This window comes from Rhizobium sp. BK399, from assembly GCF_014194695.1.
GTDB lineage: Bacteria > Pseudomonadota > Alphaproteobacteria > Rhizobiales > Rhizobiaceae > Rhizobium.
Window position 1 is genome coordinate 1 of sequence record NZ_JACIAH010000009.1, and the last position, 22,787, is coordinate 22,787.

A 22,787-nucleotide genomic window follows, 5' to 3' on the forward strand; every position below is an offset into this window, starting at 1 on the left:
AGCACGAAGTCGGCATCGGTGTTGCTGTCGACATTGCCGTGGATCACCGTGAACTCGTCGCCGTTCAGCACCTCGTGCGTCACCACCACCTGGCCTGCCGCCGTCAGCGAGCCACCCGAGGCTCGCATGAAGTGTTGCACACCGTCCAAAGATGTCAGTCAGGCTTTCGCCCTGAGCATTCCGCAGGATGAAATCTAGATCTGAACGAATAGATTGTACGATGACACCCTCCCCTAAGTTGCCCATTGCCTGGACAAAGCTTCGCACTTCGCACAAACGAAGTGCGCTGCCGGCTGAACAGTCGCCGGAGCTATGGCCGAGACAGTTGGTAGGTCCCCAAGAACCACCCTTCGATCATTATGCAGTTCCCAGGACCAGTGCGCGAGGGAACGAGGTCGAACAACTCCCGAGTCCTTAGTCTAAGACCAAAGTCGAAATTCGGATCGTGCCCACTGCAGTGGTTGGTTGCTAACTACGCAGCAACAGGCAAGCTCTCCCGTGTCCAGCAGAATTCGGTTCCGTCACTCCACATGCGATGCATGATCACCGCAAGCCGTCGAGCCAACCCGACAACCACCTTTTGCCTGCCGCGGCGTCTGGCGATATTCGTCGCCCACGCTTTTAGCCACGACCATTTCTTGACGTTTACAAGCAGGACTTGTGCTGCTTGTAAAGCATCATCGCGTCACCGCAACAGGATACGCCCCCGACCCGCTTGCTTTCACCAGGCTCATTCAGTTTCGGCGTCAGCCCGAGCACAGAACCGACCGCCTTTGCATGCCTCGTCTCGATGCAGATCACCGGCAATCCTGCCGTGGCAATTCCTTCATAAAGCCATTGCGACAGTGGTCCGGCTTCAAGACCGATCCGCTCAATCTGCCACTTCGGATCCTTGATCACTGAGATCAAATCCTCAGGGTGACTGGCAACTTTCACCTCTCGGCAAATTTTGCCTGTGTCATCAACAATGCAGACCGCGGTCCCTTTCACCGACACATCCAGTGCGCATTAGTGTTTCATGCTGCGCTTCTCCCTTTGATGTTTGAGGCTGTTGAGAGACATGACCTCGTTTGACCATCAGCCAGAAGCGCAGCACCGCAATCCACAATGGTCACACTGAGACGGAAAGCCGAATATCCCATCTAATCGCACTCCGTTCGTCAAGGCGGTCAGGGCGTTCGGCATTTTCGCAACGCGGTATCAATAGACTAATTGGGTCGGGCCTAAGCGGCCAAGTCGATTGCGTCCGCACAGCGTATGGTGCCCGCATTTCTGATCAGGATGTCGAGCTTTCCAAAGGTCCTGACCGTCTCGTCGACGATTGCGTTGACCGGCTCTATCGAACTAGGATCGGCCTTGATGGCCTGAAAACCTGCGCCGGTCTGGCCACTGCAGCCTCGGTTTCGTCCATCGCCGTGCGGCCGACCGCTACGATGGAGTCACCGGCCGCAGCCAAGGCGACGGCGATCGCCTGGCCAAGGCCGGGATTGGCACCGGTAACAACAGCCACCTGTCCTGAAAGGTCGAACATGGCCATCTCAGGCTCGCTTCAGGAATTCGGCGCGATGCGGCGTGAAGGAATCGATCAACCGGCCCTTTTCCAGCGCCTTGACGCCGTGGACAAGGTTGGGCCGGAAACGCTGGCCTCCGCCCTCGTCAAGGGTTTCGGTACACCCCGGTTGGCATCGGCGATGCCGATATGTTTGCCGGGATGGCGGACATGCGCCGGGGCGCTCAGCAGGTAGAATGTACCGGCTGCTCGACCGAGGCCTACCGGAACGTCACGGTTAATCGGCAGCATCTTCATTTGGTCGGGCGGCAAGAACCAAAGCAGGTGGTCTGGATCCGACTGCAGGACAGCCAGCGCTCACAGGCGTGCCGGCACAAATGGATCAGGATAGTGTCATCGACGTAGCCATCGTTTCATTTGGCGGGAACGACACAACGACGCCGTTGCGACGATCGCAGAGCTCCCGGCTGCGGCGACGCAGCTCGAGGTTCGCAAAAAAATCGGTCCAAATGTTGCCCCGCTGGAACGGATTTGCAGAGCTCTGTTTAACCTCGATGCTCTTCGTCGACACGTTGCGGAATTCGAGAAACCTCCACCGCGCGATGTATGCGAATCCGTTCGCTCGCCAACAAACGCCGTTTCAAAACCAAACCCTTTTCGGTGAGGCGGCATCTTTTGTTGTCGGGGTTACTGTCGAGGAATTCGATGAGATCCAGTTCGCGGGCATGCCGTACTGTCTTCACCCCTACGTCCCTTGGGATTGAGCGCCAGGATCGGGGTCCGAGATTGAGGATCAAAATCCTGAGTCCTGTCGTCATGGATCTCGGCATGGCAACCCTCTAAGCGCCAACGAACCGCATTCAAGGAGCGCAAGATCAACAGGGCCTCAACGCATTAAGCGCGAGGCCCTCGGTATCGCGGCGCCCCAACCCGCGATACCGGCCACGGCTAGTTGTGGCCCTTGAACAATATGCAATCCTCAGCAATCTAGCATCGGTCTTTGGTCGCGTGATGGTCGGGACGTTGGTCGATCTCTCCAAAGGATCAAATCCGACTCCGGTGGGCGGGCGGGCAACTCAGCCATCGTGCCTGAAGAGCGGCGGGTTGCGGCCCTATCGCAGTCACGAAGGACCGTGAATCGGTCTTCGATCCGGGATTTCGGTGGACCTTCAAAGACCCCCACGACCGTCTCGCCAATATGGTGGTTTCCGTCACGAGCCCGCGCTTTGCCGCCGCCCAGTCCACGATGGGAATTCTGGGAATCTTAGCATCGACGGCTCCCTGTCTTGCCCTTAAGCTCGTTGAACCGCGAATTATCCTCCGTGGAAATATCCCGGTTACTGATCGGACCAGGGTCCGGCCTCACTACAGCCACCAGATGACGGCTGCGGCGAGAGCGACGGCGCCCATGACGTTTTTGATGTTGCGATCAAAGCGGGTGGCGAGGCGACGCCAGTCCTTGAGACGGCAGAACATACGCTCGACGACGTTACGCTGCTTGTAAGCGGCGCGGTCAGGGCCATTCCCTACTGCTGTGGCGGCAATGTAGCCATCAGCCGTGCCGAGCGAGTAAAACTGTGAAGCCGCTAGATTGAAGGACAGTATGCGCTTTGAAAAATGGGGTAGCACTTCGCTCTCAAGCATCAGCGGTGGCACTCGAGATATAGGCGCCAACCGCTGCAGCTTCCCTCAAATCATTGGAGCGAACGGATTACTGTCTCTCATTTCCTCACGCGAGGGCGGCTCGCAATCACGTGCGCGGCTTCAGGTTCTCCGGGTCGTAGATCGGCTTGTAGCCGACACTGATGACTTCAACCGGGTAGGTTTCGGCGAAATATTCGACATTCAGCTTGCGGCCGACCTCGCAGTACTCCCACGGGAGATAGGCGAGCGCGATGTTCTTGCCGACCGTCGGACCGTAGGCGACGGAGGTGGTGTAGGATATGCGGCCAACGCTATCGACTAGCGTCTTGCCGGTTTCCGGGTCCATGACCGGCATGGAGCCGACGGGGTAGCGTTTGACCCCCTTGCTGTCGGTGTTCTCGGTCATGACGAGCGTGCAAAGCATCGCCGGCTGATGGTCGCGCGCCTTGTATTCCAGGTGCTTGGCCTTGCCACGGAAATCGGCTTCCTTGACCTTCGGACGAGCGAGGTCAGCTTCCAGCAGGTTATACTGGGTGAGCAGGTCGCCGTTCTGCAGACGCAGCGACTTTTCCATGCGGCGCGAGTTGGCGTAGGTTTCGACGCCGAATGGCATGACGCCAGTGGCGCGCAGTGTGTCCCAGACGGCGAGGCCGTCCTCGTACTTCATGTGCAGTTCCCAGCCCTGCTCGCCGACATAGGAAATGCGGAAGGCAGTGACCGTCTTGCCCGCAATCTCGACCGGCTTGATGGCCGCGAAGGCGAAGTTTTCGGGGTCGAGCGCAGCCGGATCGGCCACGACCTTCTTCAGCGTCTCGCGGGCGTTCGGACCCCAGATGCCGATGGTGATAAACTTTTCCGAGACATCGGTGATGGTGACGTCGAGGCCGCGATCCTCGGCCACGCGCTTCATGTAATGGAAATCGCGCGGGCCGGCGTCGGCGCCGTTGATGAGGCGGCAACGATCGGTCATGCGGATAACGGTGAAGTCGGCGCGCACCATACCCTCATCGTCGAGGAAGTGGGTATAGATGCCCTTGCCGATGTTCCCGTCACCGCCGATCTTGGCGGCGCAGAGCCATTCCAAGAGCTCGACATGGTCGGGGCCTTCGAGGTCAACGATATGGAAATGGCTGAGGTTGACGATGCCGCAATCCTCGCTCATCGCCAGATGCTCGGCATTGGATACGCGCCAGAAGTGGCGGTTGTCCCATTCGTTTTCGCGGAGCGGAACGCGGTCTGCGTATTTCTCCAGAAGATGCTCGTTGGCGGCATAGCCATGGGCGCGTTCCCAGCCGCCCAATTCCATGAAGTAGCCGCCAAGCTCCTTCTCGCGCTCGTAGAAGGGCGAGCGCTTGGCGTTGCGGCCGGAGAGGTAGGGTTCGCGGGGGTGAACGGCGGGGAAGTAGATCTTCTGCGCGGCCTCGTAGCAACGGCCGGCGATGAATTCCTCGGTCAGCTGGTGCGGATAGAAGCGGGCGTAGTCGATCGAGTTGTGGTCGATCTCGGTGCGGCCGTCGGTGATCCAGTCGGCGATGAGCTTGCCGTAGCCCGGACCGTCCTTGACCCAGATGGCGATGCAGTACCAGAGACCGCGCACCTTCTGGCTCTCGCCGCAGGAGGGGCCGCCGGCGGCGGAAACCTGCAACAGGCCGTTGAAGGAGTGTCCTTCGTTATAGCCGAGTTCGCCGAGGATCGGCGTCAGCTCCATGGCTTTTTCGAGCGGCTCGAGGATCTGCTCCATTTCGAGGTCGCGCTGCGAGGGCGAGAGGCGCGCTTCGTGCTTCTCGAGCAGTTCGCGCGGATGACACATGCGCGGATTGGTGGTTTCGTAGTAGCCCCACTCGATCTGGCCGCCTTCTGTCGTCTTCGGGTCGCCGGTGTCGCGCATATAGGCCGAATTGCCCTGGTCGCGCAGCAACGGGAAGCCGATTTCCTTGCCCGTGCCTTCGAACTCGTTGTAGGGGCCGAAGAAGGTCAACGGATGATCGACCGGCATGACCGGCAGGTCCTCACCGACCATCTCGGCAATCAGGCGGCCCCAGAGGCCCGCGCAGACGATGACGTGGTCGGCCATGATGGTGCCGCGGTGGGTGACGACGCCCTTGATGCGGCCGCCTTCGACGATCAGCGACTGGGCCGGCGTGTTGCCAAACATCCTGAGCTTGCCGGACTTCTCGGCTGCGTCGACGAGCTTGCCGGCAACCGTCTGCGAGCGTGGGATGACGAGGCCGGCGTCGGGATCGAACATGCCGCCCTGAACCTGATCTTCCTCGATCAGCGGGAACATGTCCTTGATCTCTGCGGGCGAGACATAGCGGGCGTTGGTGCCGAAGGCCTTGGCGGAGGTGAGCTTGCGCTTGATTTCGTCCATCCAGGAGTCATCGCCGGTGCGAGCGACTTCAAGGCCGCCAATGCGGGAGTAGTGGCCCATTCTCTCGTAGAAATCGATGGAATACTGGGTTGTCCAGACCGAGAGATAGTCGTGGCTGGTGGTGTAACAGAAGTCGGAGGCGTGGGCGGTCGAGCCGATGTCAGTCGGGATACCCGATTTGTCGATGCCGACGATGTCGTCCCATCCGCGTTCGATCAGGTGATGCGCGATCGAAGCGCCAACGATGCCGCCGAGACCGATGATGACGACTTTTGCCTTGCTTGGAAATTCCGCCACGTGCCGGTTCCTTCTTGGTTCTTCGACGAATGTGCCACGGCACATCCAATTTTCAATTCTCGGTCAGACCTCTTCGCATAAAAACCACGATGTTGGGCAGCTCATAATCGTCATTGGCTCCGCCCCCCGCGACATCGGCGCAATCGCGCCGGCCTAGGTTGAGGCTTGATCAACTCGACATCGCTGATCGCCTTAGTCCTTATGTTCCTGGGTGAAGGTGGCCCGTCCCCTCGCTAAGCTGAATTCGGGGATTGCTCTGGATAGGCCTGAGCGAGGTCCCCATATTTGGACGGCCCCCATCTTGAGGTTACCGCGCGCCCCTAAAGTCGTCCGCACACTACCCGGCCGAGTTCTTTGGATAGCTGGCTGCCCTGGCTCAATAGTCGCTCGGAAGATGGAGCACGGATGCCCTGGCCCAGAGATGAAAGCAGAAGGCTTTGCGAGGCAGAGCGGTGTAATCTCGCAATGGGCTCAATGCCAGCGTCTGGCGAAAAAGGCCACTCAGAGCGGGCTTGCCAGAGCGCCAGAACACAAGGGCCAGCTTCGCCCGAGCAACTGCTTACGACTTCACCGATGCCTTTTACCAGCTCAGCAAAGAAGGGGTTGGTTATGGCGGAGATGATTCCCCCGATGGTTCCGGTTTTTGATCGGCGAAGCGAATGTGCAACTCATCGCGACTGTAACGGAGATCGGTGATTGCCCTCCAGGGACACGAAGCTTAGTCTCGGGTGTCACAAACCACGATTGATTGGTTAAGTGACTTACCGTCGCGACGGAAACGCCTGCCTCGTTCGCAACATCGCGAACTGTTGCCATTCTCTCCATCCAACCTCAGCAATCACCGGATGTTGAGCAAAACAGTTGTCAACTCGGCAGAGGATTGCGAGAATAACCTCGATACTGGCGTCGCGCGCGGGACGAAGACTTCTTGACCCGCATTGGCCCCACGTCTCCAGCGCCGTAGCGTTTCAGCTATCGGCCTCACTCCCGCAACAAAATGCGCCATGCAGGGTGAACGCGCCTGACGCTATCAAAGGGGCGCGCGGGACCGCACTGACGTTGCGGACACAGGTCTTCGGCTGTTCCGAAGGTTCGTCCGCCGCTGACCGGTAGTCTCCTGCCAATAGCCGAGGACCAAAAGCGAATGGACGAGCAAATCACAGGTATGCGCGCTTTCGAAAAGAGCCCTAATTGGAGGGCAAAATCCTGGCTCGTCCTGCCATAGCAGCAATCGCGGCTGCGGGCTGTGGCTTGCCATATCTGTAGCCCTGGACACCTTTACATCCGAGCCTCTTGAGAAAGGCTTCTTGCTCCGCTGTCTCAACCCCTTCTGCGATGGTATGAAGCCCCAGTTCATTTCCCATCGAAACAATAGCGCGTACAATCGCGGCGTCTTGAGGTTTTGTCAGTAGTTCACCTACGAACGACCGATCGATCTTCAGAGTTGTAAGCGGGAAACGTTGAAGCGAACTCAGCGAAGCAAATCCGGTCCCGAAATCATCGAAGGCGATGTCGATGCCGAGCGCTCGCAGATCGCGCATTGCTGAAAAGGAATTGCCGTCATCAAGGAGAGCAATTGTCTCAGTAACCTCCAGCTCCAGCATCGAAGGCTTTAACCCATGTTTTTCGAGGGCACGGCGCACTTGCTGTACCAACGACGGAGAACGAAACTGCGCTGCAAAGAGGTTCACGCCAACCTTGAGGTCGTCGACGCCCTGTCGCTGCCATTCGGCCAGTTGACGACACGCCTCGTCGAGTATCCACCAGCCGATGGGCAACGCCAGGGAACTGGTTTCGAGCGCGGCTAGGAATGTTCCTGGAAATAACAAGCCCTTTTGCGGATGGCGCCAACGCAGCAGCGCCTCGACGCCGAAGATCTTACCGTCTGTGAGCGATACCTGCGGCTGATAGTGCAACTCAAGTTCATTGAGCCGGAAGGCTCTACGCAAGTCATCAATGACAGCGCGCCGGGAAACTGCTTCGAGGCGCATGTCAGGTGAGAACACTCGAATGCACCGTCCGCCATCTTGCTTGGCGCGATAGAGGGCGACGTCTGCACTTGCAATGAGCTCCTCCGCGTCGTTTCCGTCACTTGGACCGAAAGCATAGCCGACACTCGCGCCTATATGGAACAATTCGTGGTTCACTTCGAAAGGTGGTTCAAGCGCGCAGATCACTTGCGACGCCAGGGACTGGGTGACAAGGGGATCGGTCATTCCTGGCACAAGCATAGCAAATTCGTCCCCTCCAAAGCGTGCGAGAGTCGCTTGCGCTGGCGTGACGGTCGCGAGACGGATCCCCACCGCCTGCAGCAACGCGTCGCCGGCGGCGTGGCCGGCGCTGTCATTCACCTCTTTGAAGCCATCGAGATCGATCAAAAGCACAGCGGCTAGCGTTGTTTTCTCGAACAGCTCCGACAGCTGTGCCTCGAAGCGGAAACGGTTGCAAAGGCCGGTTAGGAGGTCATGATGCGCCAACCGCATCAGGCGCGCGTCACGCTCCCGAGCCTGCGAAATATCGCGAATGATTGCGCCGACGGCAATCCCTTGTTCGCCGCGCCAAACAGACAGCGCGATGTCGATCGGAAACTCTGATCCGTCCTTCCTGCGCGCCGTCACCTCGATCGTTTTTCCCGAAAGTGCCGTCCCGCCACCTGCAACAACACGCGCCAGGCCGGCGCGATGTGCACCGCGCATGCGCTCGGGGACAATGATTTCGATTGGTTGCCCAACCATCTCCTCTCGGTCGAAGCCGAACAGATCGGTCATCGCGCGGTTGACGAACTCGATTTTGCCGGTTTCGTCGACGGTGACGAGCGAAAGGGTTGTAGCCTCGGCAAAATTCATGACGTTTGACTGAACCGAAAATTCCATTTGTCGATCAATCTCGTCATCGATGTTGCTCGGTGAATAAGCCGTACGGCCGCCCATCTGCTATCGCCTCCTTTCTAGAAGATCTTTCGTTTGGGGCCAATATATCAACCGCAAGTTAGCAAGCTCTGAACAAAAATGAGCCCGCGACATTCCGTGCGCGCGGAAAGAGGGTAGATACCAATAGGCTACCGTCCCCAGGATGCTGCTGCGCGCTCCACTCGTCCTGATAATGCGAAGAACGTTGTCGTCGCTGTCACTAGATGGTGTTGTAACGGGCGGAGCCCACCTTCGCTATCAATGGAAAGTGGAAGGGAATGAATTACCGATGAAGCCATTGAGAGATGGGAGCACGCCGACGCAGCGTTCGCATGAGAACGAGCTTATGCGAACAGCGATTGCCGGTAAGGCTGGCTCCATACCGATGAGCTTTTGTCTTCGTGGATCGCCCGGCGCTTTTATGCGACCTCGCCTCTGGCTTCCTTCAGCATTGCCTCCCCAAAATGTATATTTACGCTCCGCCGATTTGAGTCTCTCCGAAGATCCGGTCGTCCGTATCGCCCACATATTCTCGATGGAGCCCACTAGGATCCACCGGATGACGGTCCCAAATATTCTGCAAGGCCAAATGATTGCGAGCAAGCCTCGACAATCACGCTGCATCAGCGCCGAACGGCCGACGAGTCGCCCGTCATCCCTAAAAGCCAATTCCTCGGTCTGCAATGGGCTCACTCGGATCCGGTGTACCAGGGACCGTTGTTATGCTTGCATTCGGACGAACATCAAAACACGCGTAGGTCAAGCGGTGAGAGTGACGTCGCAAAATTTGTCCGGCCAGAGCCAGCATTTACTGCACGGCGGTATGACGACCTGATATGAGTCATCGCGGTAGTATATTGAGGGAAAGACGCTGGAGCTCTTGAACGAATTTGAATCGTTGTCCTTCAATCAGCTGAGCTCGAAATAAATATAGCGCGGGTCGAACAATGGATTCAGAATGTGGCCGCACCACTGCCCCATGGGCCGTGGTGGAAGTCCTTGCCGTCGAGGCGGTCGAAGCCATGGGCGCCGAAGAAGTCGCGCTGTGCCTGGATCAGGTTAGCGGTGCCGCGGCCCTGGCGATAGGCATCGAAATAGGTCAAAGCCGAGGTCAGGGCCGGAACCGGCAGGCCAGCCTGCAGAGCGGCACCAACCACACGCCGCAGGGCCGGCAGCGATTCCTTCACCATCTCGGAGAAGGCCGGCGTCACGATCAGGTTGGCCGCATCCGGAGCCTTGGTGAAGGCCGAGGTGATCTCGTCGAGGAACTGCGAGCGGATGATGCAGCCGGCACGCCAGATCTTGGCGATGACAGGCATCGGCAGCGACCAGTTGAACTCGCGCGAGGCTTCCGCCATTACCGCAAAGCCCTGCGCGTAGGCACCGATCTTGGCGGCGAAAAGCGCCAATTCGAGATCCTTGTCGAGGTCCGGACCGTAGGCGATCGGGAACTTGTATTCCGGCTTGCCAAAGATCTTTTCGGCCGCCTCGCGCTCGGTCTTCATCGATGACAGGCTGCGAGCGGCGACAGCCGCTTCGATTGCGGTGGCCGGGATGCCCATATTCTGGGCTTCGATGGCCGACCATTTGCCGGTGCCCTTCTGACCCGCCTTGTCGAGGATCATGTCGACCATCGGGCCGCCGGAGACCGGATCGCTGGCGGCCAGCACCTTCTCGGAGATTTCGATCAGATAGGAGTTGAGGCGGCCCTTGTTCCATTCGCCGAAGATACCACTGATCTCCTTGGCGCTCTTGCCAAGCCCGTCGCGCAGGATGCCGTAGATTTCAGCGATCATCTGCATATCGGCATATTCGATGCCGTTGTGGATCGTCTTGACGAAGTGGCCGGCACCGTCATTGCCGAGCCAGGCGACGCACGGATCATCGTTGTACTTGGCGGCAATCGAGGTCAGCACCTTCTCGACGCGCTTCCAGGAGTCTTCGGTGCCGCCGACCATGATTGAAGGACCATGGCGCGCACCTTCCTCGCCACCCGAGACGCCCATGCCAATGAAGGTCAGGTCGGTGTTCTTCAGGCGATCGAAACGGGCGATCGTGTCGCGGAAATTGGCGTTGCCGGCATCGATCATGATGTCGCCTTTGGTAAGGTGCGGCCGCAGCGCCTCCATCTGCTGGTCGACGGCCTCGCCGGCCTTGATCATGATGATGATCGGGCGTGGCGGGCGGATCGCCTCGACGAACTCTTCGATCGTCTTGCAGGCAATGATCTGCTTCTTCAGATCGCCGGCGCTTTCGTAGAATTCGTCGGTCTTCTCAGGAGTACGGTTGAAAACAGCAATCTTGTTGCCTTTTTCCGCAATGTTGAGCGCCAGGTTGGAACCCATGACGGCAAGGCCGATCAGCCCGATTTCTGCCTTCTCCACGATACATCCGCTTTCTTCGTTTCTCGCAATGACGGGATGCACCGCCACGGACGCGGCGGCCCAAAGCTGTCCACTATCGACTGGCTAGAAGGCCAGCTGTACCTTCATCGATTTGCTCCGATCCCCGGCAGCCTCGAAAGCCTGAACGGCTTCCGTCAGCGGATAAATGCCGCTCAACAGGGGCTTAAGATCGACCCGCCGGCTATTGATGAGATCGACCGCAACGCCGAACTCCTCATGGAACCGGAACGTGCCCTTCATCTCGATCTCCTTGGCGACGACCATGTTCTGCGGAATCGAGACGTCACCCCCGAGGCCAAGTTGTACAAGAACCGAGCGGGGCTTTAGCACTTCAATGCCGGAACGGACCGCGCTTGCATTGCCCGATGCCTCGAAGTGGACATCGAAGTAACCCTTGCTGCCAGCGTAGCTCGCAAGCTCGGCAGCCGCATTGGCAACGTTGATGGTGCGATCGGCGCCGACCTCGGCAGCTTTCGTGAGGACAGCGTCCATGACGTCGGTGGCAACGATCTCGCGGGCGCCATGCGCACGTGCAGAGATGATCGACAGTGCACCGATCGGACCACAACCGGTGACCAGTACGCGCTTGCCGGCCAGCGAACCGGCGCGCACGACCGCATGCAGGGTCACCGCCAGCGGCTCGGCGAATGCCGCCTCGTTGATGGAGATCTCGTTGCCGACCTTGTGGCATTGCCATTGCTCTGCAATCAACCGCTGGCGGAAGGCGCCCTGGATGTGCGGCATCGGCATGGCACTGCCATAGAAGCGCATGTTGAGGCAGTGGTTCTGCTGCCCAATGAGGCAATACGCACAGGCGTTGCACGGCCGACTTGGCGACACGGCGACGCGATCGCCGATAACCAGGTGCGACACGCCCTCCCCGACCGCCTTGATCGTGCCTGCGACCTCGTGTCCGAGGATCATCGGCTCGCGCACCCGAACGGTGCCGAATCCACCATGGTTGTAGTAGTGCAGATCGGAACCACAGATCCCGCCCGCTTCAATGGCGACTTCGACCTCGTTCTCGCTCAAGGTCTCCAACTCGCGCTCTTCGATACGCAGGTCCTTGGCGGCATGGATGACGACGGCTTTCATGATGGATGGTCCTCCTCACACAACGGGCGTCGGCAGGGTGTCGCCGGAGAAATGGGCGGCGAGATTGTCGCGCACCAGCTGGCCCATCGCCTTGCGGGTTTCGACTGTACCGGATCCGTGATGCGGCTGCAGCACGACATTGTCGAGCTCCAGGAACCGCGGATCGATCTTTGGTTCGTTGTAAAACACGTCGAGACCAGCTGCCTTGATAGATCGTTTCTGAAGGGCGGCGATCAACGCCTCTTCATCCACAGTCGATCCGCGCGATACGTTGACAAGGATGCCATCAGGCCCGAGTGCTTCAAGCACATCAGCATCGATTATGTTTCTGGTCGCTTCGCCGCCCGGTACGATGACAACGAGAAACTCGCTCCACTCTGCAAGCGCGACAAGATCGCGTTCGTGGTCATAGGAGACCTGTGGCTGCGGGTTGCGTGAGAAATAGCGTATATCGCAGTTGAATGCGGCAGCCCGACTTGCGATCGCCTGACCGATCCGGCCCATGCCGACAACGCCGAGACGCTTCCCGGTGACGCGCGTGACGAGCGGCATTACGGCCTTTCCCCATTGACCGGACCGGACGAAGACATCTGCCTGCGGCATGAGACGCGCTGTTGCCAGCAACAGTCCCAGCGCAATATCCGCGACGTCGTCCGTCAGGATGTCAGGCGTGTTGGTAACGGCTATGCCACGAGCTTTGGCATAGCCAAGGTCGACGGCGTCCGTTCCAACCCCGTATACGGAAACGAGCTCGACCCACGGCACGCACTCCATCAACTCTGCTGACGCACCAAGTTCGCCACGCGTGGCGATGGCCCTGATACCCGAGCCGACGTCCATCAGGAATGCATCACGATCGGCGGCTTCGTAGAGCTTGTGGACGATATAGCGGTCTTCAAGCTCAACCATGTCCCAATCGGGATATGGCCCGACGAGCAGAATTTCGGGCTTTGTCATGGTTTCCTCTGTGAGATTTCCGCCTTATAGCGTTGTTGTGCGAGCTTTCCCGCATACGTGATTACTGTCGACACGATGTGTTCGAACGGCTGGTCGATTTCGATTGTGATGACATCGTGCTCATCGGTCGGGGGCTCTAGCGTCTCAAGCTGACTTTCGAGTAACGAGAGCGGCATAAAGTGTTCGTTTCGGGCGGCTATTCTCGCAGCCAGAGTCTTCGTGCCACCATGAAGAAAAACGAAGCTGAGCGGCGTACCGGCGCCGTTGCGCAGAACGTCACGATAAGGTCGCTTCAACGCCGAGCACGAGACGACGACTTGTCGATTCGCCGCCATTTCTCGGCCAAGGGACATCAGCCACGGCAGTCGGTCCTCATCGGTCAAAGGGATGCCGTTGGACATTTTCTCTATGCTGGCATCGGAGTGTTTGCTGTCGCCTTCGATGAACAGGTATCCGAGATCATAAGCCAACAGCTTTCCGACTGAAGTCTTACCGCACCCCGAGACGCCCATTACCACCAGCGGGCCAATCCCTGGGGGCGCATTAAAGAGAGGTGGTGATACCGCCGTCGACATAAAGCGTGTGTCCATTCACGAAAGAGGAAGCCTTGGACGACAGAAACACAGCCGCGCCCACAAGTTCATCGACATCGCCCCAGCGGCCTGCTGGCGTTCGCTTCTCCAGCCAGCTAGAAAACTCCTGGCTGTCGACCAGCGCTTGATTGAGCGGGGTCTTGAAATACCCCGGCGCAAGCGCGTTGATCTGCAGGCCATGCTTAGCCCAGTCAGTGCACATGCCTCGCGTCAGATTTTTTACTGCGCCCTTCGTCGCAGTGTAGGGAGCGATCCCTGGACGGGCGAGTTCGCTTTGCACCGAGGCGACATTCAAAATCTTGCCTCGACGACGGGTGATCATATGCCGCGCGACGGCCTGACCGACATAAAAGATGCTGGACACGTTCGTTTTCAACAATTGCTCCCAGCGGTCTGCAGGAAACTCCTCGAGCGGCGAACGAAATTGCATTCCAGCGTTGTTGATCAAGATGTCGATGGGGCCGCTGCTCTCGATCTCGTCGACTCCCCGTTTTACGGCTGCGGCGTCAGTGACGTCGAATTCGCAGATTGAGACCGACGCGCCGGTTTCACAGAGCCGGGCGGCGGCATCCCGCAGTTTGACGCCGTCGCGACCATTTAGGACGACCTGCGCACCATACCGGGCGAGGCCAGTTGCCAAGGCGAAGCCGATACCTTGGGACGAGCCGGTCACAAGCGCCCGCGATCCAGAGAGATCGAAGAGATCAGCCGCCATCGTCAGTTGCCCAGTGCCCGGTGGACTATGCGGTCAGTGACCCGGTGGTAGACCACGCCATCAAACATCTCGAGTAGCGTTTTGGTCTGCTCTCGGGATTCGAACCTTGCGTCGCAGGCCATCGCTCGTTCGAGCGCGCCCTTGTCTGAGTATGCAATGGCAAGAAGAAGCGGCATCGAAGGCGCTCCCTCATCGCGTTCCACCTCACGGGAAACCGTCACACTTTCCGCGCCATCGAACTTTGTCCAGAGCGGGGTCAAAACCTCTTGGACGAAACGGAAGAACTCGAACTCCTTGCCTTCGCGGATTGCACCCACGAACTCGGCATATCGAATGATCATTGCACTACTCCTTTAGCCTCTCGGGCCATCGTAAAATCGAACAAGCGCGGCGCTGTCGGCCGCACCGAGGCCAGCCGCCATCATCAACCGGTGAATTTCCATGCAAAGCGAGGTCATCGGCATGGCAGTGCCTGTGTGTCCTGCGAGTGATTGCACTGCCATGAGGTCTTTGACCATGTTGTCGATGCGACCAGTGGGCGAATAGTCGTTTCTGGCCATCTTACCCATGTACTCCTGCAGGATCGCGCTATCGGCGCGACCCCCGCTTAGAGCCGCGGGAATTCTTTGGGCGTCGACACCGGCGTCGACAGCGAGTCTAGTGGCTTCGGCGACCGCGACGAAGTTCAAGGCGCAGAGAACCTGGTTGATGAGCTTTGTGGTCTGGCCGGAGCCGCTCGGCCCCATGAGCGTCAAATTCTGGCAGAGGTCGTCAAGGATAAGCTTCGCTTGGGCGAAATCAGTGGGATCGCCCCCGACCATCACGGTCAGCTTTCCCTCCAACGCCTTCGGGGCACCTCCGGACAGCGGACAATCCAGCCACTTCAACCCCGCCTCCGCAGCATCGGCCGACAGTTGCCGCGTCGCCACGGGCTCGATAGACGACATGTCGACGACCACCGTGCCGATCTTCGCGCCATGGACGACGCCTCCTCCACCGAACACCGCCTCACGCACGATCCGTGACGAATTCAGGCTCAGCACGACAGAGTTCGCCTTCGCCGCTGCATCGGCGGCGGAGCTTGCCGGTTGCGCACCCAGTATTTCGAGTTGCGAAACCTTGCCGCGATCAAGATCAAACGCAATCACCGTATGACCGGTCTGAAGGAGGCGGGTCCCGATGGCTGTTCCCATTACGCCGCATCCGACTAGAGCGATCTTCTGTTTGGTAGGCACAGCAGCTCCTTTCCGCCGAGGGCGGTCAAATGAATTTCAGTTAAAGGAATTAGTTTGGTTAGCCGACTTCGGATCGGAGGAAGGCCTGTAGCTCCGGCGTCTTTGGATTTGTGAAGAACTCTGCGGACGGGCCCTCCTCGTGAATGACGCCGTCTTTCATATAGATCGTGCGGTTGGCCACGCGTCGCGCAAAGCCCATCTCGTGAGTGACGAGAAGCATCGTCATTCCCTGGCGCGCCAAGCTTTCGATAACCGCGAGGACTTCGCCGGTGAGTTCAGGATCCAACGCCGACGTCACTTCGTCGAAGAGAAGAACCTTTGGCCGCATCGCTAGCGAACGAGCGATCGCCACGCGTTGCTGCTGACCTCCGGAAAGCATATCGGGATAGGAATCAAAACGGTCGGCGAGACCAACGAGCGCAAGGCAGCGTCTGGCCTCCTCTTTCGCCGCCGACTTCGCTTCACCCTTGACCTGCACTGGGGCGAGCATGATGTTCTCGCCCGCGGTCAGGTGAGGGAAAAGATTGTAGCTTTGAAAAACAATTCCGACGTCGCGGCGTAGTTCGCGAAGCAAGGCCGGCTTCCTTGACATGGCGTGACCCGCGATTTCTATGTCGCCACCGTCAATCGTCTCAAGCCCGTTCAGGCACCGAAGAAAAGTGCTCTTGCCCGAACCACTCCTGCCGATCAAAGCAACAACCTCGCCACCTTGAACCGTCAGGGATACACCCTTGAGGACTGCTAACGGACCAAAGCTCTTACGGATATTGTTTGCAATTACGACGGACATCTCTTTTACCTCTCGGTGGGCTGGCGGGGGCGGCAGGCCGCCCCGCAGTCGGTCTGACTTAGAAGGACGGCAGCGCTGGCATTGGCGCCTTCATCCACTTCTCGTAGATTTTGCCGAGCTCGCCGCTTTGGGTGTGGACGAACAGCACTGTGTTGAGCCAGTGCAGCAGGTCGGGGTCGCCGCGACGCAAACCGACGCCGTAGAAGCTCTGGAGGTAGGTGGTCTTCTCCTCGAACTTGTCAGGATAGCGACCCTGAAGCTGGGCGGCGATGTAGTTCACGGTGCCGATCGCGTCGACCTGACCGGCCACCAGCGCGTTCAGCGTCGTGCTGTCATCGTCGAATCGCACCAGCTCCATTCCTGGGATGTTCGCACTGGACAGGATCTTCTCGTGCGCCGTTCCTCGGGGAACGCCGACCCGCTTGCCCTTAAGGTCGTCGAGGCTTTTGATCGCCGTTTCCTTCGGGGCCACGATCACCGACTTGTGGCCTCCGTAGGGATTGGAGAATGCCACTGACAGTGCCCGCTCGGTGTAGATGCCAAAACTAGCCACAACGAAATCGACCTTTCCGGTCTGTAGCGAAGGGATGCGGCTCTGGCCGGTCACGGGTACAAGCTCCAATTCGACGCCAAGATCCTTGGCGAGCAGCTTGGCCACGTCCACGTCGAGGCCGTCGGCCTGCATCTGATCGTTCGTGATGCCGAATGGCGGGACGGAAAGGTCGACCCCGATCATGACCTTCTTGCGGGCGATGATATCGTCCAAGGATGAGGCCGATGCGACGGTCGCACCAAAGACGAGGGCAAGGCCGACGAACGGTAGCAGTAGGGATTTGAAGCGCATTTTGCGTCCTCTCAGTTTTCGAGTTCCGGTTTCAGTGAAACGACCTTCTTTGTGTCGTTGGATCTCAAGCGCGCGATCCGCGTCGCGCCCCCTTTCGTTCCAGCCAAAGGCTGATTTGTGTGAGTGGAAAGCAGACGGCAAAGTACAGTGCTGCCACCGCGAGGAAGGATTTAAGGGGTTCGAACGTTGCATTGCTGACCAGCTGTCCCGCCCTAGTGATTTCGATAAAGCCGATGATCGACGCTATCGAGGTCTGCTTGATGATCTGGACAAGAAAACCAACGGTAGACGGCAATGCCAGCCTGATCGCCTGTGGAGCGATGACGAATCGAAGACTCTTCAGCGTCGTCATCGCGAGAGCATCGGCGCTTTCCCACTGAGCCTTCGGGATTGCGCGAAGAGCGCTTTCCCAGATGGCGCCAAGGAAGGCACTGGAGTTGATAGTCAAGGCGACCGCTGCGGCGACGATCGCGCTCACCTCATAGCCAAAAAGCGACGGCGCATAATAGCAGATGAACATCAGAACAAGGAGTGGAAGCCCCTGAATGAACTGCATGTAAGCTAATGTCGCATTTCTTAAGAACTTGCTGGACGAGATCCTCAAGAGCGCGAGGACAATCCCGGCAAGGCCGCCCCCGACGAAGGCAATGACGGTCAGCGTCAGCGTCCACCGCAGGGCGTACAATACGAAAAGGAATTCCGGAGTTCCGAATGTTCGCATATTATATTCTCCCCAGCAGCTTGCGGCGCGAGCGTCGAAATACGATCAGCCCCAGGAGATTCAAAAGCGCCCAGAAGATGAAGTTGAGGGTCACGTAGACAGCAGCAATGACCAGATATACTTCCATCGTCCGGAACGTCTCGGAACTGGCGATCATTGCGGCGCCGGTCATGTCCTCTACGCCGACCGCGGATACCAAACTGGTTGACAACATCAACAGTACACACTGCGAGACAACCGGCGTGAAGACCCTTTCCAAGGCAGGTGGAAGGATCACAAAGCGCAATGTCTGTAAGTACGTCATGCCCAGGCTCTCGGCCGCCTCGAATTGACTGCGATGGGTCGACTGGATACCGCCCCTGACAATTTCGGCGATATAGCCTGCATTGTTGAAGACCAGGGCGATCGTCACGGATGTTAGTGGAGACATCCGTATACCGATGTTAGGCAAGCCGAAGAAGATCACGAAGATTTGGACAAGCAATGGCGTATTTCGCACGATCTCCACGTAGCAGCGAACCAGGAAGCGCGGCAAGAACCACGATAGCGTCGAGACAATTGCTAAGCCGACCCCGAGGGCGAAACCACCGAAGATACCGACGATCGAAAGCTGCATCGTCAACCACAGACCGCTGAGGAACTGTGGCAGATATGCGATCAACGGACCGAATTGGAAGGTATATTGCATTGTTGCCTCGGCGCATGTTCCTGTCCGGTTTCGAAACTATTCGAGGCCCAAAGGCCGGACCCGAATGCTCTTGCCCGCAAACGAAATCGTGTCGGGGTGGCAAAGGTCCAGGGCCGCCGCGACATGCCACCATGCGTGATCAGCCTGGCGAATGATGAAGCATTCGGTGCTGTGACCAATACCGCCAAACTCGAATGCGTGCCCCATGCAGATGTGGCCGATTTCGTCGGGAAGTCCCACAGAGAGGCAAACATGTGCGCCGTAGGTAGAATGGCGATAAGTCGGGTCGCCGTAGCGGTCGCCGCGTTCGGCTGAACGCTTGAGATTTACGGGGTCGAATTCCCACGTCTTACCGATGTCGTGGCACAGGCCGCCGGCAAGGATGATGTCTCGATCGACTTTCGCCTCGGGATAGGTGGTCTTGAACTCTTCATAGATCGCCAGGGCAAGCCGGGTGACCCCACGGAGGTGAGCGTCCTGGGTTCCGCGCTTTAGCGAAAATACGTTCGGGCTACCCTCACCTTGAATATCCGTGACACGACTGAACGAAGAACGTTCCAAGGCAAACACCCACGCGTCGATGACCTTCTCACGAAGTTCGAGGGACTGGATCTCCGCGATTTCCGGAAGATCCTCGACAATATGTCCGCGAGAGATGGTTTTGTACATTTTTTCAACACCGTTACTATCTGCTTATTTCTCGACCTTATGATTGATTGAACTTCAAATCCAATTGGGATATTCGGGGTTATCGATTGAATTTTTCTATCTTGCGCTCATGGCTCTGAACTTTTCTGCAGTCGAATCATTCTACTGGGTCTCCCAACTCCGCAGCTTCAACGCCGCTGCAGAGAAGCTCAACATCACCCAGCCAACCGTGTCTTATCGGATCAAGGAGCTGGAGGAGCAGCTCGGTGTCTCGCTCTTCATCAGACAGAGGCGCCAGCTTCTCATGACGAGCGAAGGCGAAGCGTTGAAGCGTTACGCCGAGGCGATGATCGGGATCGCGCGGGACATCGAATCCAACATCAAGACGAGAAACACCAAGCTGCCGACGCTGAGAGTGGGGGTTATGGACAGTTTCGCGGCGGTCGGATTGCCAGCGCTGTTGGATGAACTTGACCACAGATTTGCCGGCACTCGGATTGCGGCGACCGTCGATACGAGCCACAATCTTGCAAGGCAGCTATCCGAGGGACTTCTTGATATCGCACTCCTGTCGACGCCGCCGGAGTATGAAAATGTCGCCCTTGAGCTTCTCGGCCGTCAGACGGTGGAGTGGATCGCCAGTTCCAAGCTCAATATGAAGAAGGAATTCGTTTCCGACGACGATCTACTGACCAAACGCGTCTTTTCAACGCCGGCACCGTCCAATCTCCACGAACTCACGACGAACGCGCTCAGCGGTAATTCCACGCTCGGTCTCCGACTTAACGTTTGCAACAGCCTTGGCGCGATCCTGAATCTCGTTGAGGCGGGCACTGGCATCAGCATTCTTCCAGTGCGCCTTGTGCGAGATCAGATCCGAAAGGGATCCGTTTACGTTCTCGAAACCAGATCCAAATTGCCGATGCAGGACGTATTCATTGGCACCAACAAAGGCGCAGTGGTTCGGGCTCTGCCCCAAGTCAAGCAAATGATCCGAAAAGTCAGCGTTGACGTCGCATTCTGCGGCTGACACATCCTCGTTGATATGGTTTTGGGCCGTCGACTGCGTGGTAGACGCCCTTGAAACGCACCGGGAAGACCGATTGAAGCCGTCGACTTCGTTACCTCTCTCCAGGGTACCGTTGCCATGGTCCTCCGGTCAAGAAGGGCACTATTAAAGCCGCTGAGGGTCGTGCGGCACGCGAATGGCCGTTCAGACCGGCTCTGCAGCCGACTTCACCGCCGACAAACTGCCTGAGCTGATAGCATTGCGCGCGTCCCGTGGGCCGTACCGTATTCGACTTCTGCTGCGGCGACCAAGACCAGCGCGGAGCCAGTCCTCGCGACAGAGCTGCTCCGCGAAGAGGCCTTCAGGATTGCCGTCCTGATGGCTTCCAGGGATTCGTCAAACGTGTGGGTCGTCCGGTGCTCAATGGGTTTCCTGGCAATTTCCGTAGCTCGAAGCAGTGCCGCCCTTGCCGGAAAGCCTGCCTTCCTCGGCTTTGTAGAAGTACTGGCTTGCGATCAGCCACCCGTAGCCGGGATGCAGGTAGCGATGAGAAATGGCCCGGTGACGAAGATCTGCTGATGCGCGACTTCCAGCCAAACGGACAACAAGGACGGTCGGAATACATGCAAAGCAAGATGACGAAGAAGGCTGGCCGTCGGCGGGTTGCGCGAAGGAATAATCCTCGTGGACTCCGTGGAAGTTTCCGCCGAGGTGGGCGCCGACGGAAAGGTGGGCATCATGGGAATTGGCGCTTCAGCCCAAACGACCTCGAGCATCAAGATCATTTTCAAGCGAAAGGGTTGAGCAGTTTCCCGAATTTGATGTGGGCCCTCGGCTTTACCAAATCCCTTCAGTTAGGTCACGTATAGGAGCCCATCTCAATGCCGTCCGCACACTTTGCTTGAACCTGTAATTCTGACTGCCGCATCTCCGGCTCATCCGCCTGGGAAATGTCCAGCGCCAGAAAAGAAGGCTGAGAAAAAGCTCAGGAACCTACTGGCGCGGCTTTATCTTACTTTCTCCAGGCAAACTGCCTTGCGGAGATTTCGCGCAGAACATGCCGGCTTCATCCTGGCCCGATTCTGTTTCCTCGCAAGAAGAGTAACGCCTTGAGCGATCAAGCCAAGCGCCGCGATGACGTCACTAGATCCGAGTGCTAGTCGGGGCGTTTCGCGCCATGAACTTACTCATATTGTGTCACTACCCACTGACTAAATGCGGCGATATACTCCACAGGCGCGTATATAACAACTTCGAGCCCCGTATCCGCGACTGCGGGGTTCATCTTGCGGAACGAACGACAGGGGCAGTTTTCCAATCTTGCGGTTTGCCGCCGGGTCCTTCCCGAACGCAACGCTCGCACCCTATAACCGCTAACGAACTGGAGGTTCTCATGCGACCGATAATCGCTCTGGCATTTCTCGCTGCCGCTCCTAGCTTAGCGTTCGCCCAGGCCGCGCCAAAAGGCGCCTCGCCAATACCAGCGGCCGAAATCAAGGAAATTTTCTCGGGGAAAACGTATAATTTCACCGAAAAAGGTCACAAAGGCGAAAGGGAACCGATTTCCTGGTACCTGGGCGCCGACGGAAAGATGCTCGGCTATACCGGAAACGGTCCATCTCATGCGGCGGGCACTTGGTCGACATCTGATGGCAAGCTCTGTGTGTCTGATCAGTGGACCGGGGCATGGGGCACGAACCACTCCGACGAATGTCAGTTATGGGCGCGCGACACTGCAAAGCCGAAGGTTCTCTATCGCGCCGAACCGAGCAAGGGCGGAACTTGGACGAAGTTCACACCGAAGTTGTCGGGCGGGGACACAATCACCCCTAAGATAGAAGCTTTGAAGGTGAAGCTGAATAAGCAGTAGTTCGCGGCACAGTCGCCCTCACGGAAATCCGATGCGCCGCGCGGCCGATCAGCGGCCGCATGTCCGCAATGACCGTCCTCATGCTTGTACCAACCGTATTCGCGGTGATTGGCGGCTTCACTCCGGAATTGGGCGATATGGTCATCAAAGGGTGAAGACAATTTCGCCAACGAGCGTTGATCGCGCCGCGGTTTCCCTGGGTGGAATGCCGAGTACATCAGCTACTTTTTCAAATGCCAAAAAAACAGTCTCACCCGGATCAAAATGCAACTGATAGCGTTCCCAAAGCCGACTTCGCCGAACGCGATCTGAACGCCCAGGCATGCGCGGCTACCAACTACACTGCCGACATCCTCGTATTACAGTGTGACAACATTCGTCCCTTGATCGGCCCCGCGAGGCAGCTACAGATGCTTATTTGCTGCCGCGACGGCGCGTGTCGGCGGACGGAATTGAGTTTTCTATTGCGCAGCCTGCTGACCGGTC

Annotated in this window: 16 protein-coding genes and 6 pseudogenes; 2 read left to right on the top strand and 20 right to left on the bottom strand. The window is 58.1% G+C overall.

From position 1 onward, the window contains the following. Window positions 1-472: 472 nt before the first annotated feature. From FHT97_RS19040 to FHT97_RS19130, 19 genes and pseudogenes are all read right to left on the bottom strand, one after another. Window positions 473-1,002, bottom strand: a pseudogene (locus FHT97_RS19040) (hypothetical protein). Window positions 1,003-1,235: 233 nt separating this feature from the next. Beyond that, a pseudogene (locus FHT97_RS19045) lies at window positions 1,236-1,537 on the bottom strand (SDR family NAD(P)-dependent oxidoreductase); the annotation flags it as partial. A gap of 1 nt (window position 1,538) precedes the next feature. Beyond that, window positions 1,539-1,631, bottom strand: a pseudogene (locus FHT97_RS19050) (cupin); the annotation flags it as partial. A gap of 1,244 nt (window positions 1,632-2,875) precedes the next feature. Then, window positions 2,876-3,025, bottom strand: a pseudogene (locus FHT97_RS30880) (transposase); the annotation flags it as partial. Window positions 3,026-3,028: 3 nt separating this feature from the next. Next, window positions 3,029-3,151, bottom strand: a pseudogene (locus tag FHT97_RS31595) (VapC toxin family PIN domain ribonuclease); the annotation flags it as partial. 109 nt (window positions 3,152-3,260) lie between these two features. Further along, window positions 3,261-5,822 (bottom strand): FAD-dependent oxidoreductase, encoded by a 2,562-nt coding sequence (locus FHT97_RS19060; RefSeq protein WP_183755979.1) that lies wholly within the window; start codon window positions 5,820-5,822, stop codon window positions 3,261-3,263. 1,187 nt (window positions 5,823-7,009) lie between these two features. Continuing rightward, a complete protein-coding gene (locus FHT97_RS19070) occupies window positions 7,010-8,752 on the bottom strand; it encodes an EAL domain-containing protein (RefSeq protein ID WP_183755981.1) in 1,743 nt (580 codons plus the stop codon). Between the two features lie 932 nt (window positions 8,753-9,684). Beyond that, window positions 9,685-11,115, bottom strand: coding sequence for an NADP-dependent phosphogluconate dehydrogenase (gene gndA, locus FHT97_RS19075; protein WP_183863919.1), 1,431 nt, complete (start codon window positions 11,113-11,115; stop codon window positions 9,685-9,687). Window positions 11,116-11,199: 84 nt separating this feature from the next. Beyond that, entirely contained in the window at window positions 11,200-12,231 is a 1,032-nt protein-coding gene (locus tag FHT97_RS19080) for an L-idonate 5-dehydrogenase (protein WP_183755983.1), read from the bottom strand. A 15-nt stretch (window positions 12,232-12,246) separates the two neighbouring features. After that, window positions 12,247-13,188, bottom strand: a complete 942-nt coding sequence (locus FHT97_RS19085) for a 2-hydroxyacid dehydrogenase (protein ID WP_183755984.1) — start codon at window positions 13,186-13,188, stop codon at window positions 12,247-12,249. Further along, the gene (locus FHT97_RS19090) at window positions 13,185-13,763 is read right to left on the bottom strand and encodes a gluconokinase (RefSeq protein WP_183863920.1); all 579 of its coding nucleotides are present in this window, start codon (window positions 13,761-13,763) and stop codon (window positions 13,185-13,187) included. Before FHT97_RS19090 ends, FHT97_RS19085 begins: the two co-directional genes overlap by 4 nt. Next, window positions 13,732-14,496: an SDR family oxidoreductase gene (locus tag FHT97_RS19095; RefSeq protein WP_183863921.1), complete on the bottom strand. Its 765-nt coding sequence runs from the start codon at window positions 14,494-14,496 to the stop codon at window positions 13,732-13,734. Before FHT97_RS19095 ends, FHT97_RS19090 begins: the two co-directional genes overlap by 32 nt. Window positions 14,497-14,498: 2 nt before the next feature. After that, window positions 14,499-14,837, bottom strand: coding sequence for a hypothetical protein (locus tag FHT97_RS19100; RefSeq protein WP_183755987.1), 339 nt, complete (start codon window positions 14,835-14,837; stop codon window positions 14,499-14,501). Window positions 14,838-14,849: 12 nt separating this feature from the next. Next, entirely contained in the window at window positions 14,850-15,731 is an 882-nt protein-coding gene (locus tag FHT97_RS19105; protein WP_183755988.1) for an NAD(P)-dependent oxidoreductase, read from the bottom strand. A gap of 58 nt (window positions 15,732-15,789) precedes the next feature. Beyond that, window positions 15,790-16,521 carry an amino acid ABC transporter ATP-binding protein gene (locus FHT97_RS19110; RefSeq protein ID WP_183755989.1) on the bottom strand — a complete coding sequence of 244 codons (732 nt, stop codon included), beginning with the start codon at window positions 16,519-16,521 and terminating at the stop codon, window positions 15,790-15,792. Between the two features lie 58 nt (window positions 16,522-16,579). Beyond that, window positions 16,580-17,365: a transporter substrate-binding domain-containing protein gene (locus FHT97_RS19115; protein ID WP_183755990.1), complete on the bottom strand. Its 786-nt coding sequence runs from the start codon at window positions 17,363-17,365 to the stop codon at window positions 16,580-16,582. A gap of 64 nt (window positions 17,366-17,429) precedes the next feature. Further along, the gene (locus FHT97_RS19120) at window positions 17,430-18,086 is read right to left on the bottom strand and encodes an amino acid ABC transporter permease (protein ID WP_183755991.1); all 657 of its coding nucleotides are present in this window, start codon (window positions 18,084-18,086) and stop codon (window positions 17,430-17,432) included. Between the two features lies 1 nt (window position 18,087). Continuing rightward, entirely contained in the window at window positions 18,088-18,774 is a 687-nt protein-coding gene (locus tag FHT97_RS19125) for an amino acid ABC transporter permease (protein ID WP_183755992.1), read from the bottom strand. 36 nt (window positions 18,775-18,810) lie between these two features. Next, entirely contained in the window at window positions 18,811-19,443 is a 633-nt protein-coding gene (locus tag FHT97_RS19130; protein ID WP_183755993.1) for an HD domain-containing protein, read from the bottom strand. A gap of 109 nt (window positions 19,444-19,552) precedes the next feature. On the opposite strand from FHT97_RS19130, the gene FHT97_RS19135 reads away from it, so the two are divergent. Next, complete coding sequence (locus tag FHT97_RS19135) at window positions 19,553-20,452, top strand: LysR family transcriptional regulator (protein ID WP_183755994.1); 900 nt, start codon at window positions 19,553-19,555, stop codon at window positions 20,450-20,452. A gap of 399 nt (window positions 20,453-20,851) precedes the next feature. Here the strand turns inward: FHT97_RS19135 and FHT97_RS30885 are convergent. Further along, window positions 20,852-21,112: pseudogene (locus FHT97_RS30885) on the bottom strand (hypothetical protein); the annotation flags it as partial. A 712-nt stretch (window positions 21,113-21,824) separates the two neighbouring features. Here FHT97_RS30885 and FHT97_RS19140 point away from each other — a divergent pair. Then, the gene (locus tag FHT97_RS19140; RefSeq protein WP_183755995.1) at window positions 21,825-22,301 is read left to right on the top strand and encodes a DUF995 domain-containing protein; all 477 of its coding nucleotides are present in this window, start codon (window positions 21,825-21,827) and stop codon (window positions 22,299-22,301) included. Window positions 22,302-22,787: the final 486 nt, after the last annotated feature.

Coding starts and splice junctions, on each gene's coding strand:
- FHT97_RS19115 (WP_183755990.1), bottom strand. CDS start 17,365: ATGCGCTTCAAATCCCTACTGCTACCGTTCGTCGGCCTTGCCCTCGTC.
- FHT97_RS19140 (WP_183755995.1), top strand. CDS start 21,825: ATGCGACCGATAATCGCTCTGGCATTTCTCGCTGCCGCTCCTAGCTTA.
- FHT97_RS19125 (WP_183755992.1), bottom strand. CDS start 18,774: ATGCAATATACCTTCCAATTCGGTCCGTTGATCGCATATCTGCCACAG.
- FHT97_RS19070 (WP_183755981.1), bottom strand. CDS start 8,752: ATGGGCGGCCGTACGGCTTATTCACCGAGCAACATCGATGACGAGATT.
- FHT97_RS19110 (WP_183755989.1), bottom strand. CDS start 16,521: ATGTCCGTCGTAATTGCAAACAATATCCGTAAGAGCTTTGGTCCGTTA.
- FHT97_RS19130 (WP_183755993.1), bottom strand. CDS start 19,443: ATGTACAAAACCATCTCTCGCGGACATATTGTCGAGGATCTTCCGGAA.
- FHT97_RS19080 (WP_183755983.1), bottom strand. CDS start 12,231: ATGAAAGCCGTCGTCATCCATGCCGCCAAGGACCTGCGTATCGAAGAG.
- FHT97_RS19135 (WP_183755994.1), top strand. CDS start 19,553: ATGGCTCTGAACTTTTCTGCAGTCGAATCATTCTACTGGGTCTCCCAA.
- FHT97_RS19095 (WP_183863921.1), bottom strand. CDS start 14,496: ATGGCGGCTGATCTCTTCGATCTCTCTGGATCGCGGGCGCTTGTGACC.
- FHT97_RS19085 (WP_183755984.1), bottom strand. CDS start 13,188: ATGACAAAGCCCGAAATTCTGCTCGTCGGGCCATATCCCGATTGGGAC.
- FHT97_RS19100 (WP_183755987.1), bottom strand. CDS start 14,837: ATGATCATTCGATATGCCGAGTTCGTGGGTGCAATCCGCGAAGGCAAG.
- FHT97_RS19120 (WP_183755991.1), bottom strand. CDS start 18,086: ATGCGAACATTCGGAACTCCGGAATTCCTTTTCGTATTGTACGCCCTG.
- FHT97_RS19090 (WP_183863920.1), bottom strand. CDS start 13,763: ATGTCGACGGCGGTATCACCACCTCTCTTTAATGCGCCCCCAGGGATT.